Genomic DNA, 12,459 nt, shown 5'->3' on the forward strand with positions numbered 1-12,459 from the left:
TCGATGCCGGATCGTGCCAAGATCCTCCTCGTCGATGACCGCGAGGAGAACCTGATCGCCCTCGAAGCCATCCTCAGCTCGCTCGATCTGGTGCCCGTACGCGCCAGGTCGGGCGAGGAGGCGCTCAAAGCGCTGCTCAACACCGAGTTCGCGCTGATCCTGCTGGACGTGCGCATGCCCGGCATGGACGGCTTCGAGACCGCCGCGCACATCAAGCGGCGGGAGCGCACCCGCAACATCCCGATCATCTTCCTGACCGTGGTGGACAGCGCTCCCGACTACGCCTTCCGCGGTTACGCGGCGGGCGCGGTGGACTATCTGACCAAGCCGTTCGACCCCTGGGTACTGCGGGCCAAGGTGTCGGTGTTCACCGAGCTGTACAACATGAACAAGCGCCTGGCCGAACAGGCGACGATGCTCCGCGACCGCCTCAGCGGCGAGCTGCCGCCGGGGGCGGGCGACCACGCGTCCGTGCTGCCCGAGCTGTCGCGGCGGCTGACGGCGGTGGAGGACGAGCTGGCCAGGGTCAGGGAGCTGGCCCGCAAGTCGCAGGATCCGGCCCTGGCCGTGCCGCTGGCCGATCTGACCGATCGTGTGACGCATCTGCGCGCCGGATTCGACGCGCTCTCCTGAGCCTTCCCGCGCCACCCCCGGGCTTCATCCTGCCCGGGGGGTGTCCGCGCGGCCATGCGCTGCCGGCGGCGAGGGTGAGGCGGGCCGGACCCTCCTGGGTGGCCACACACGCGCCGGGCCGCCCTGGGTGCCCGCTCGCGCGCCGGGCCGCCCTGGGTGCCCGCTCGCGCGCCGGACTGCCGCGGGCGCTCGTCGCCGCCGGGGGCGGTCAGGTCGTGGCGCGGCGGGTGGCGGCCGAGGCCATGCCGAGCCAGGTATGGGGGTTGCCCTCCCAGCACCAGCCGAGCTTGGGCGCGCCCTGGCTGATCCAGAGGGCCGGCACGCGGCGGTCGCCGCAGCGGGAGCCGCCCAGCGAGAAGCACTTGTTCTTCACCAGGATCTGCGGGAACTGCGTGACCAGCGCGATCCCCTCCTCGATCGTGAGCAGCGCGCGCCCTCTTTCGGTGATGGTGCTCATGGCGTCGTTGGGGATCGCGCCGCAGAACTCCTCGCCGCGCTCCACCTCGAACAGCAGGTAGGCGCGCGGGTCGGGAAGCGCGGTGGCGGGGGTGGCGACGAACCGCTCAAGGGCGCCGGGCTCGAAGGAACGATCGACGAACCCGGGCTTGCGCCCGCCGTGCAGCGTGGTCGCCGGCATGGTCTGCTCGATCGGCGCGACCTGGCGGGTGACCACCAGCAGGAACGGCGCCCGGCCGCCCGCCGGATCGCAGGCCGTGTCCCCGTGGCGGACGGCGAGCTCCCGCAGCGGGGCGAGCATCGCCTCGAACCCCGCCGGATCGAGCCCGGCCATGGCCGGGTAGCCGAGGCCGGCCAGGGTGCGGACCTGCCGGTCGAACTCGGCGCCCGGCTCGAAGGGGGCCTGACCGGTCGCGGGTCCGGCCTGATCGGTGCCTGGGGTGCGGGCCAAGGGGACCTCCCGGGTGAGAGCGGACGAGCGGCGGACGGCGGTGGTGCGGGTGGAGGTCAGTTCAGCTCCCTGAGACGTGCGGCGATAGGGCATCGAGACCGGCCCGGCTCCCGATGCGGGAAGCGGGACGGGCTTCGGGTCGGTCCGGCTCCCGGGCGGGGGACGGGCCCCGGGGTCAGTACGCGGCGCGGCGGGGGACGGCGCCGCGAGCGTGCGCGGCGTGCTGCCGCGCCGCCGGCTTCAGCTCGCGAGCCGGTACGGCGGTGCGCCGCCGCACCGCCGGTCGGTGGACCCGGACGGTGGCGGCGGTGAGGGAGGCGGGCAGCTTGATCTGGATCGGCTCTCGCATGTGCACCTTTCCCGTGCAAAACTTATGACGGTAGTAAGATTATGACCGGATCAGTGAGACGTCAAGAGGAAATTTATGACCGACACAAAAATCTTCGGCCTGCGGGAGCTGAAGAAACGGGAGACCCGCCAGGAGATCTCCGACCAGGCCACCCGCCTGTTCATCGAGCGGGGCTTCGAGGAGACGACGATCGCCGAGATCGCGGCGGCCGCGCGGGTGGCCAAGAAGACGGTCACCAACTACTTCCCCCGCAAGGAGGACCTCGCCTTCGACCACCACGAGCAGTTCGTGGCCGCGCTGGCCGAGATCGTGGCCCGCCGGCCGCCGGGCGAGTCCGCGCTCGCCGCGCTGAGGAGCGCCTTCATGGAGGCGGCCGGGCGGCAGGACCCCATGCTCGGGTTCACCCGTGACGGGTTCGGGCGGATGATCGTGGAGTCGCCGACGCTGGTGGCGCGCCTGCGCGAGCTGCTGGAGCAGCGGGAGGAGGCCCTGGCCCGGGTGCTGGCCGCCGAGACGGGCGATCGGGGGCTCGTGCCCCAGGTGGCGGCGGCCCAGCTCGCCGCCCCCTACCGGGTGCTGCTCGGCCGGATCATGGAGCTCACGCTGGCCGGGCTGGACAACGCCCGGATCACCGAGCTCGTGACCGAGTCGGCCCGCGAGGCGTTCGACCTCATGGAGCCGTCCTTCGCGACCTACGCGGTGCGCTGATCCCCACGGCCCGCGCGTTTCACCGGCGCGTCCGTGGGATGGGGTCAGTGGCGGAGCGACGTTCGCGGCGGGCGCGATCGCGGGGCCGCAGGTCAGTGGCGGGCGGCGTTCGCGGCGGGCGCGATCGCGGGCCGCGGGTCAGTGGCGGGCGGCGTTCGCGGAGGGCGCCGACCGCGGGGCCGCGGGTCAGTGGCGGGCGCGTTCGAGGGCGTCCCAGAAGCCGCGGCGCAGCGCGTGGCGCACCTCGTCGTGCAGCAGGAAGTCGATCGGCAGCGACGAGCCCTGCAGCAGCCGCGCCTCCAGGTCGGACGGCATGCGCGGCTTGCGCGCCAGCACCGCCTCCAGCCACAGGGCCGGCGCGTCTCTCGCCACCGACTCGCCGAAGTCGTGCCCCTCGCGGTGGGCGGCCTTGACGGCGTCGGCCAGCGTGGTGGCCCCGGCCGTGGCGGCGGGCGGCGTGACGGGGGCGGGCTGCGGGCCGGTGTAGGGGCCGAGCTGGGAGGGCTGGTAGGCGCCGCTCGACGGCGCGGAGAACTGGCCGGTCGTGGGGCTGGACGGCTGCGACTGCGCCTGGATCGGCCCGGTGACCGGAGCGGCGGGCGGCGGCTGGGCCGGCGGCTGCTCCTGCTGGTAACCAGTGTACGTGGGCAGCGCCGGCGGCGTGCCCTGCTGACCACGCCCGGACCCGTTGGCAGAGGGCCCGTTCAGGGAAGGCCCGTTGAGCGAGGGCCCGTTGACCGAGGACCCGCCGCCCGACGGCTGGCCGCCGGAGGAGGGCGCCGCGTGGCTGCCCCCGGACGCCTGCGGCAGCGAGGAGGGCAGTGAGGCCGGCGGCGAGGCGGGGGGCGAGGTGGGCGGCAGGGACGGCGGCTGCGCGGCCGGCAGCGAGTGGGCGGCCTGCCCGTTGCTGATCGGCTGGTGGTGCCCGTTGGAGGACTCGTTGACGCCCGACACCACGCTGACGTAGGGCCGCAGGTGGACCGCCCCCAGCTCCACCAGGTCGTCGCACTCCTGCCGCAACGACCGCGAGACGGCCCAGCCGCCCTCGGCCGCGATGTGGATGACGCTCACCCTGATGCCGAGGTCCTGCGCGTCGCACACGACCTGGGCCAGGTCCTCGTCGCCGCTGACCACCACGGCGTCGCAGATGGCGTTGTTGCGCGCCAGCGTCATCAGGTCGCGGTGCACCTGGGCGTCGACGCCCTCGCGCCGGCCCGGCCTGATGCGGGAGAGCCTGAGCTTGAGGCCGGGGATGTCGGCCAGCGCGTCGTGCTCGGGGGTGCGGCGGCCCTCGACCGTCGCTTCGTACCAGTAGCACCGCAACAGCGGCAGGCCCGTGCGCTCGCGCGCCAGGCCGGTCATGAGCTGCAGCAGCCCCGGGTAGTCCCAGGAGACCGCCTCGCGATGACGCGTGCCGTGCACGGCCATCGCTCCGTCAGCCAGCAGATAGCCGGCGTCCACGAACAGCGCGCAGCGATCCACTGACACCGCCCCTTTCCTGGTGGTCCGACCTTGCTGGCTCTGCACCGTCAGAGACCGGACTCGGCGGCCCTCTCTCAGGGTAATGAAAGCAGGTGATCGCGCGAGGGTTAATCCCGACGATTCGGCCCTCGCTCGCCGTCCGCCCGGACCAATAGCGCAGACCGTACCAGTTTGTCCCGTTCGTGGTCACGATCGCGCCCGCACGCTCAGAGCGGCCACCCCGAACAGGACCACGTCCTTGTCGGTGGCGATCGTCAGCGCGGGATCGACCCCCAGCTCGGCGCTGACGGTGTCGACGTCGGTCCCGAACGTCATCTCCGCCGCGCCGTTGGCCGAGCCGTCGAAGACGTTGGAGCGGTCGCGGTCGCCGCCGCCGGGCACGAGCGCGCCGGAGCCCAGCGAGACCCGGTCGCCCCGGAGGTCGGCGTCGCCCTCCCAGGTCACCAGCTCGACCCTGGCGGGCGCGGCGGCCGGGCTCAGCCCGCCCAGCGGGATGCGCGCCCGCCGCGCCGGGCCGCCGACCACGGTCGCCGTGTCGAGCACCACGGCCTGGCTGTAGGGCTCGGCCGGATCGGTGACGATCACCACCAGGCTCCACCCGGCGTGCCGGGAGACCCCCTCCTTCATCGGGGCGTCGGCCGCCCACCAGGTGCCGTTCGCGCGCACGTCGCCGGCCAGCTCGCTCACGTCGGCGAACGCCTGGTAGGCCGGGCCGTGCGGCAGCTCGCGCACCGACACCTCGGTGGGGCTCACCGTCAGGTATCTGCGCCGGCCCGGCGGCCTGATCCTGATCGGCCCGGCCTCCTCGCCCGCCGCCGACCAGTAGAGCCCGGCCCACACGACCTCGCCGCCCTTCGGCAGGGAGAGCCCCGCCCCGCTGGAGGAGGCGGTGTCGGGGCGGTCGTCCTGGTCGAGCGCGGTCATCGGCCACAGGTCGTTGTCGCGCTGGTCGCCCTGGCGCCGCCCGGCCTCCGCGCAGCTCGCCCGCTCGCGCGGGCAGCTCAGCAGCGCGTTGCCGATCGCCCTGACCGCCACCTTCCCGTCGGTGGCGAACCTGGCGGGCGCGCCCGTCGAGCGCACCCCCGCCTCGGCCCGCGCCCGCACCCGCAGCGGACCCGCGGCGATCCGCACGGCCGGCCCGGCCCCCTGCGGGGCCTCGTCGGCCACGTGCACCCGCAGGAACACCGCCGTGCCCTGCCCGGCCGGCAACGGCCGCCTGGCGCACCGGGCGCCGCCCTCCGCCGGGCGGCAGGCCCAGCCGTCGACCGTGCCGACCGGGTCGAGCAGCGCGACGCCGTGGCCGCGCGCGGCCGGGGGGACCAGCGTCACGCCGGGCGGCAGGTCCACGTGCGCGGCCAGCTCCTCGCTGGAGCTCTCCCCGTCGTTGTGCAGGCGGACGCCGACGATGCCGGGCTGGGCGCGTACGAGGGCGCCGAGCGCGTCGATTGTGGCCCGCAGCCGCGCCCGGCCCGGTCTGTCCTTGCGGACCGGCGCGGGCACCCGCGCCGGAACCCGGCTCGGCCCGGCCACGGGCGCCGGCACGGGCGCGACCGAGGCGGGCGGCAGCGCGGCCGACGTCGTGGTCACGGGCCGCCTCTTGACCGGCTCGTCGTCGGCGACCAGCAGGAAACCGGCCACCACGGCCGCCGCCACCACCACGGCCGAGCCGCCCATCACCGCCGCCTGCTGCCGGGGCACCCGCCGCAGCCCGCCGAACGCCCGCAGCACCCCACCCGCCCCCATGCCGCCGGCGCCCGCCTTGGCCAGCGCCGCCGCGTAGCCGCCGAACAGCGGCCCGGCGATCAGCGGCCCGACCATGACGCGCAGCCCGCGGTTGACGTCGGTCAGCTCCAGCAGCACCCCGTGGCACTCCTCGCAGGCGCTGACGTGCTCGTCCACGACCCTGGAGTCGCGCCGGGGCAGCCCGCCGCGCACGTAGGCGCCCATCTTGCCCAGCACCGGCCGGCACTCGTGCTGCGGCGGCGTGCCCAGGTGCATCTGCAGGTATGCCTGCCGCAGCCCCTCCCTGGCCCGGTAGGCCAGCGCGGCCACGCCGTTGGCCGACAGCCCGAGCAGCGGCGCGACCTCGGCCGGCCTGGCCCGCTCGACCTCGGTGTGCCACAGGACCGCCCGCCAGCGCTCGGGCAGCGACAGGTAGGCCCGGGCGATCAGCGACTTCTCCAGCCCGACGAGGGCGGGGTCGACGAAGGGCACCGCGGGGTCGTAGTCCTCGATCTCGCCCGTGCTCACCTGCCGGCTCTCGACCCTGGAGCGGTCGTAGACCGTGCGCCGCACCACCGTGAGCAGGTAGGTGCGGAAGCCGGAGTCGGGCCCGCCGCCCCTGCCCACGAGGTCGAGGATCTTCGTGAACGACTCGGCGACGACGTCGTCGGCCTCCGCGCCCCTGACGAGCTGCCGGGCGAGCGCACGGGACGCGGCGACGTGGCGCTCGTAGAGCTCCCCGTAGGCGGCGGCGTTGCCTTCTCTGGCCGCCTTCAGCAAATCTGCATCGCTTCGCGGCGATTCGACACCCATAGTGACCTCACGATTACGCGGGGTTGCCCCGCGCAATCATTCCGCATTCCCCGTCATGGCTAAACCGCGCCCGCGTCTTTATCCACGGGCCGATCCGATGGAGCGTTCATCCACGGGCCGATCCGACGGAGCGCGGCGCGGGCCGGCGGGAGCCGCCTGGTGGCGGCCGCCCCCGCGTCCGGGTACGCCCCCCGCCCCGCTCGTACGGCCAGGCGCCGGCGCTCGTGAGGGCGCTGGGCCCGGAGCCATAAGCTTGGGCGCATGACGGATCGCGACAACCTGCTGGCCGAGATCAGGAACAAGGCCATCGTGCACGGCAAGGTCACCCTCTCCTCCGGCCAGGAGGCCGACTTCTACCTCGACCTGCGGCGCATCACGCTCGACTCGGTGGCCGCGCCGCTCGTCGGCGGCGTGATGCTCGATCTGACGGCCGACCTCGACTACGAGGTGGTGGGCGGGCTCACGATGGGGGCCGACCCGGTGGCGCTGGCGATGCTGCACGTCGCGGCCTCCCGCGGGCGCAGGCTTGACGCGTGCGTGGTGCGCAAGGCGCAGAAGGCCCACGGCCTGCAGCGCCGCATCGAGGGGCCCGAGGTGAAGGGGCGGCGGGTGCTGGTCGTCGAGGACACCTCCACCACCGGCTCCTCGCCGCTGACGGCCGTGGAGGCGCTGCGCGAGGCGGGGGCCGAGGTGGTGGCCGTGGCGACGATCGTGGACCGGGGGGCCAGGGAGCGCGTCGAGGGCGAGGGGCTCGACTACCGCACGGCGTACACGCTGGGGGACCTGGGCCTCTAGCGCCGGCGCCGGAAACGGAGTGGATCTTTACGTGCGGTGTCACTAAGATCCGGCCCTGCCTTGACGTCAAAGGAAAGGACATGACGTGCGCAAGAAGGCAGTGGCCCTGGCCACCATGGCGATCGCCGGTACGGTCCTCGTTCATCCCACCGCGGCGTTCGCCGGGGCGTACTCCCCGGAGACCGCCTGTTCCAAGGAGTCGGGAAGCGGCGGCTGGACCCGCTCGCAGGACGGCCACCGGGCGGTCAAATCGGGCGGGTCGACGTGGGGTCACGTCTACCTCATGTGGAACGGCCGCCTGAAGAAGAACTGCGTGGCGGTGATCAAGACGGCTTTCGCCGGCACGCCCACGTACACGCAGGCGGTCCTGACGGTCGAGGGGCGCGGCACCTACCGTGACCCGAGCCGGCTCACGTCCAAGAAGTACAAGTACTTCGCCGCCGCCGTCGGCAACGGCAACGACCGGTGCGTGAAGTACGAGGGCTACACCGCCGACACGCGACTCGACTACACGCTCGCCTCGGCCAAGCGCTCCTACTGGGGCAACTGCAGCTGAACCCCCGGCTAGCCGGGGCCGCGGACGGTGAAGGCCTCACGGGCGCCGTCCGCGCCCTGGGCCCGCGGCTCGCCGTTGACCGTGACGCGCACCGTGCCCGCGTCGGTCAGCACGACGTCGAGCTCGGGCTCGAAATAGCGGACCTCCTCGCCCCTGCTCATCTCCCTGTGCTGCAGCACGTCGCCGCCGGGCACGCGCACCGTGACGAGGGGACAGGTCTCGGCGAGGCATTCGATGCCGACGGTGGGCGCCTGCGCGGTGGCCTCCCCACCCGTCGGCTCTCCCGCCGGCCCTCCTGTCGGCCCTCCTGTCGGCCCTCCTGCCGGCCCTCCTGTCGGCCCTCCTGTCGGCTCTGTGGCCGTCCCGGTGGCGGCGGCCGGCTCGCGCTCCGGTGGCGCGTCGAGCAGGCCGAGCAGCGCGCGACCGCCGATCACCAGCAGCGTCACGACGGCGCCCACCGCCAGGGCGGCGAGCGCTAATCGGGCCAGGCCCATCGGATCCGAGCTGTGGCGTCCCACAGGGGGCAGCGTACCCCGAGGTGATCCTCGTCACGGTGAACTCCCCCGCCGCGCCCCGGCGAGGACACGGGCAACAACCACGCGTTGTCTCTACCCCAGCGGGTAGGGAGCCGGGATACTGGGCCCTGGCGCGCAGCCGCAACTTCTCAGGGAGATGAATCATGCCTATTGCGACTCCAGAGATCTACGCTGAGATGCTCGACCGGGCCAAGGCCGGGGGGTTCGCCTATCCGGCGATCAACGTGACCTCCTCCCAGACGTTGAACGCCGCCCTGCGCGGCTTCGCCGAGGCCGAGAGCGACGGCATCGTGCAGGTCTCGACGGGCGGCGCGGAGTTCCTCTCGGGGACCACGGTCAAGGACATGGTCACCGGCGCGACGGCCCTGGCGGAGTACGCGAGGGTGGTGGCCGCCAAATATCCCGTCACGGTGGCGCTGCACACCGACCACTGCCCGAAGGACAAGCTCGACGGCTTCATGCGGCCGCTGATCGACATCTCCCTGGAACGCGTCTCCAAGGGCCTCGACCCCCTCTTCCAGTCCCACATGTGGGACGGCTCGGCCGTGCCGCTGGAGGAGAACCTGGAGATCGCCAAGGAGCTCCTGGAGAAGTGCGCCAAGGCGCGGATCATCATGGAGATGGAGATCGGCGTCGTCGGCGGCGAGGAGGACGGCGTCGTCGGCGAGATCAACGAGAAGCTCTACACGACGGCCGAGGACGCGCTGGCCACCGCCGAGGCCGTGGGCGTCGGCGACAAGGGCCGCTACATGCTGGCCGCCACGTTCGGCAACGTGCACGGCGTCTACAAGCCGGGCCACGTCAAGCTGCGGCCGAGCGTGCTGAAGGAGATCCAGGACGCGGTGGGCGCGAAATACGGCCAGGACAAGCCGTTCGACCTGGTCTTCCACGGCGGCTCCGGATCGCTGCTGGAGGAGATCCACGAGGCCATCTCCTACGGCGTCGTCAAGATGAACGTCGACACCGACACCCAGTACGCCTTCACCCGCCCGATCGCCGACCACATGTTCCGCAACTACGACGGCGTGCTCAAGGTCGACGGCGACGTCGGCAACAAGAAGACCTACGACCCCCGCTCCTACGGCAAGGCCGCCGAGGCGGGCATGGCGGCCCGCGTGGTGGAGGCGTGCCAGAGCCTCAAGAGCGCTGGGACGAAGCTCTCCTAGCCACGTCGGCGGCTCGGCGGGTATGACTTGTCCTATGGATAACCTTCTCGCCGGGCCGCCCCCGACGCACCTGCCGGACCTGCCCGAGGCCAGGGAGGCGCTGGAGTCGGGTGCCAAGGCCTCCGACGTGGCCGCCCGTTTCCCCGCCTACCCGGGGGCCTGGGCCGCACTCGCGGAGGAGTACTTCGCCCAGGGCCACGCCGTCACCTCATATGCCTTCGCCCGCACGGGCTACCACCGCGGCCTCGACCAGCTGCGCCGCAACGGATGGAAGGGGCACGGGCCGATCCCGTGGGAGCATGAGCCGAACCGCGGCTTCCTGCGCTGCCTGTACGCCCTGTCCAGGGCCGCCCAGGCGATCGGCGAGAAGGACGAGGCCGAGCGGTGCGCGCAGTTCCTCAAGGACAGCACCGAGAGTGGTTACGACGCGCTGACCAAGGGCTAGCCCTTGGGACGAATAGACACGTTCGGGTAGTCTCTCTACGCAAGAGCCCCTGTCGCGCTTGCGCCAGGGGTTTCGTTTTGTGCTCGGGAGACTGAACCATGCCGGCTGCCGTTCTCGTTGGTGCCCAGTGGGGCGATGAGGGCAAGGGCAAGGCCACCGACCTGCTCGGTGGCGACGTCGACTACGTCGTCCGCTATCAGGGTGGCAACAACGCGGGACACACCGTGGTCATCGGTGATCAGAAGTACGCGCTCCACCTGCTCCCCACGGGGATCCTCTCGCCGGAGGTGGTGCCCGTCATCGGAAACGGCGTGGTGATCGACCCGGGCGTGCTGCTCAGCGAGATCGACGGCTTGGCCGAGCGGGGCATCTCCGCGGAGCGGCTGCTGATCTCGTCCAACGCGCATCTGATCATGCCGCACCACAAGGCCCTGGACAAGGTGACCGAACGTTACCTGGGCAAGGCCAAGATCGGCACGACGGGGCGGGGCATCGGTCCCGCGTACGGTGACAAGATCTACCGCATGGGCGTGCGGGTCCAGGACCTGCTCGACCCCGGCATCCTGGCCAAGAAGATCGAGGTCGCGCTGACCGAGAAGAACCAGGTGCTGACCAAGGTCTACAACCGGCGCGGGATCGACCCGGCCGCGGTGCTGGAGGAATACCTCGCCTACGCCGAGCGGCTCAAGCCGCACATCGCCGACACCTCGCTGGTGTTGTCGAAGGCGCTCGACGACGGCAAGTTCGTGCTGCTGGAGGGCGGGCAGGGCACGCTGCTCGACATCGACCACGGCACCTACCCGTTCGTCACGTCGTCCTCGCCGACGGCCGGCGGCGCGTGCGCGGGGGCGGGCATCCCGCCGAACCGGCTGACGAAGATCATCGGCATCCTGAAGGCGTACACGACCCGCGTCGGCTCCGGTCCGTTCCCCACGGAGCTGACCGACGAGATGGGCGACTGGCTGCGCCAGACCGGCGGCGAGTACGGCGTCACGACCGGCCGCAACCGCCGCTGCGGCTGGTTCGACGCGGTGATCGCCCGCTACGCCACCCGGATCAACGGCGTCACCGACTACTTCCTGACCAAGCTCGACGTGCTGTCGGGGCTGGAGCGCATCCCGGTGTGCGTGGCCTACGACGTGGACGGCGTGCGGCATGACGAGATCCCCATGACGCAGACCGACTTCCACCACGCCACGCCGATCTACGAGGAGTTCCCCGGCTGGCAGGAGGACATCACCAGCGCCAAGTCGTTCGCCGACCTGCCGCCGAACGCGCAGGCGTACGTGCGCACGCTGGAGGAGATGAGCGGCGCGCCCATCTCGGCCATCGGCGTCGGGCCGGGCCGCGACCAGACGATCGTGGTGCGCTCGCTGGTCTGACGTCTATGAGTACCGCGCGGAGATCTCGGCGGCTGCCCTGGCCATCTCCGCGCGGGCCTCGGGCGGCGTCATGACCTCGACGTCCGGCCCGAACTGCAGCAGGTGGCGCACCGCGCTGAGCACCGGGTAGGCCAGCTCGACGCGGGCCCAGTCCGGGTCGTCGTCGGCGGCGACGGGCGGCCCGGTGAAGAAGCCGCCCGCGATGCGGGTCATCATGTCCAGCCGCCCGCGCCGCACCCGCACGCCCACGCGGACCTCCGCGTTGCGCTCCTCCACCCCACGCCGCAGCGTGTCCCAGACCTCGCCCAGCTCCACGCCCTCGCGCCGGCGCGCCTCGGCGGCGGTGACGGTGACGCCGGACATGCGCTCGACGCGGAACAGCCGCGGCCTGCCCCGGTGGTCGGCCACCAGGTACCAGACCCCGGCCTTGGCCACCAGCCCGTACGGGTCCACGGTGTAGGTGTTGACCTTCGTCCCGCCGCTGTGGCGGTAGCGGATGCGCAGCCTGCGGTCGGCGAGCACGGCGGTGTGCAGGCTCTCCAGGTGGGGCTCCGAGCGCGGCTCGGCCAGCCAGCGGCTGGGATCGACGAGGATGCGGCGGCTGGTCAGCTCGGCCGCCGGGCGGTGCGGGGCGGGCAGCGCGGCCATCACCTTGCGCAGCGCCGACGACAGCGCCCGGTCCAGCCCCAGCGCCGAGTGCGCGCTGCGCGAGGCCAGCACGAACAGCGCGCGGGCCTCGTCGGTGGTCAGCCCGGTTACATCGGTGCGGAACCCGGCCAGCAGGCCCACCCCGCCGTGCTTGCCGCGCTCGGCGTAGACCGGCACGCCCGCCGCCGAGAGCGCCTCGACGTCGCGGTAGATCGTGCGCGGCGACACCTCCAGCCGCTCGGCCAGCTCCCTGGCCGGGACCAGGTCGCGGTGCTGGAGCAGCAGCACGATGGAGAGCAGCCGGTCGAACTTCACCG

At 72.7% G+C, this 12,459-nt stretch carries 13 protein-coding genes; 7 read left to right on the plus strand and 6 right to left on the minus strand.

All coding sequences use genetic code 11. The features are described 5' to 3' along the window. The first annotated feature begins 3 nt into the window (after positions 1-3). The gene (locus IO39_RS10070; RefSeq protein ID WP_043619582.1) at positions 4-633 is read left to right on the plus strand and encodes a response regulator; all 630 of its coding nucleotides are present in this window, start codon (positions 4-6) and stop codon (positions 631-633) included. Positions 634-841: 208 nt separating this feature from the next. On the opposite strand, the gene IO39_RS10075 is transcribed toward IO39_RS10070, so the two are convergent. Further along, positions 842-1,540: a DUF5701 family protein gene (locus tag IO39_RS10075; protein WP_043619584.1), complete on the minus strand. Its 699-nt coding sequence runs from the start codon at positions 1,538-1,540 to the stop codon at positions 842-844. Positions 1,541-1,715: 175 nt separating this feature from the next. Next, positions 1,716-1,889: a hypothetical protein gene (locus IO39_RS54265; RefSeq protein WP_157548134.1), complete on the minus strand. Its 174-nt coding sequence runs from the start codon at positions 1,887-1,889 to the stop codon at positions 1,716-1,718. Between the two features lie 75 nt (positions 1,890-1,964). Between IO39_RS54265 and IO39_RS10080 the strand changes: the two genes are divergently transcribed. Next, positions 1,965-2,597 carry a TetR/AcrR family transcriptional regulator gene (locus IO39_RS10080; RefSeq protein ID WP_043619586.1) on the plus strand — a complete coding sequence of 211 codons (633 nt, stop codon included), beginning with the start codon at positions 1,965-1,967 and terminating at the stop codon, positions 2,595-2,597. Positions 2,598-2,783: 186 nt separating this feature from the next. Here IO39_RS10080 and IO39_RS10085 read toward each other — a convergent pair whose 3' ends face one another. After that, complete coding sequence (locus IO39_RS10085; RefSeq protein ID WP_043619588.1) at positions 2,784-4,079, minus strand: NYN domain-containing protein; 1,296 nt, start codon at positions 4,077-4,079, stop codon at positions 2,784-2,786. Between the two features lie 186 nt (positions 4,080-4,265). Further along, entirely contained in the window at positions 4,266-6,581 is a 2,316-nt protein-coding gene (locus IO39_RS50435; protein WP_052422685.1) for a sigma-70 family RNA polymerase sigma factor, read from the minus strand. Between the two features lie 294 nt (positions 6,582-6,875). Between IO39_RS50435 and pyrE the strand changes: the two genes are divergently transcribed. Together pyrE and IO39_RS10100 are read left to right on the plus strand one after the other, a co-directional pair. Further along, entirely contained in the window at positions 6,876-7,409 is a 534-nt protein-coding gene (gene pyrE, locus IO39_RS10095; RefSeq protein ID WP_043619590.1) for an orotate phosphoribosyltransferase, read from the plus strand. Between the two features lie 85 nt (positions 7,410-7,494). After that, positions 7,495-7,965 carry a hypothetical protein gene (locus IO39_RS10100; protein ID WP_043619592.1) on the plus strand — a complete coding sequence of 157 codons (471 nt, stop codon included), beginning with the start codon at positions 7,495-7,497 and terminating at the stop codon, positions 7,963-7,965. A gap of 8 nt (positions 7,966-7,973) precedes the next feature. Here the strand turns inward: IO39_RS10100 and IO39_RS56680 are convergent, their stop codons facing one another. After that, on the minus strand, positions 7,974-8,483 hold the full coding sequence (locus IO39_RS56680; RefSeq protein ID WP_084772627.1) for a hypothetical protein: 510 nt from the start codon (positions 8,481-8,483) through the stop codon (positions 7,974-7,976). Between the two features lie 161 nt (positions 8,484-8,644). On the opposite strand from IO39_RS56680, the gene fbaA reads away from it, so the two are divergent. From fbaA to IO39_RS10120, 3 genes are all read left to right on the plus strand, one after another. Next, complete coding sequence (fbaA, locus tag IO39_RS10110; RefSeq protein WP_043619594.1) at positions 8,645-9,667, plus strand: class II fructose-bisphosphate aldolase; 1,023 nt, start codon at positions 8,645-8,647, stop codon at positions 9,665-9,667. A gap of 34 nt (positions 9,668-9,701) precedes the next feature. Continuing rightward, positions 9,702-10,112, plus strand: coding sequence for a DUF3151 domain-containing protein (locus IO39_RS10115; RefSeq protein WP_157548136.1), 411 nt, complete (start codon positions 9,702-9,704; stop codon positions 10,110-10,112). A gap of 98 nt (positions 10,113-10,210) precedes the next feature. Continuing rightward, positions 10,211-11,494 (plus strand): adenylosuccinate synthase, encoded by a 1,284-nt coding sequence (locus IO39_RS10120; RefSeq protein ID WP_043619598.1) that lies wholly within the window; start codon positions 10,211-10,213, stop codon positions 11,492-11,494. A 3-nt stretch (positions 11,495-11,497) separates the two neighbouring features. On the opposite strand, the gene IO39_RS10125 is transcribed toward IO39_RS10120, so the two are convergent. Next, positions 11,498-12,457: a helix-turn-helix transcriptional regulator gene (locus IO39_RS10125; RefSeq protein ID WP_043619600.1), complete on the minus strand. Its 960-nt coding sequence runs from the start codon at positions 12,455-12,457 to the stop codon at positions 11,498-11,500. Positions 12,458-12,459 lie beyond the last annotated feature (2 nt).

This window comes from Nonomuraea candida (assembly GCF_000725485.1).
GTDB lineage: Bacteria > Actinomycetota > Actinomycetes > Streptosporangiales > Streptosporangiaceae > Nonomuraea > Nonomuraea candida.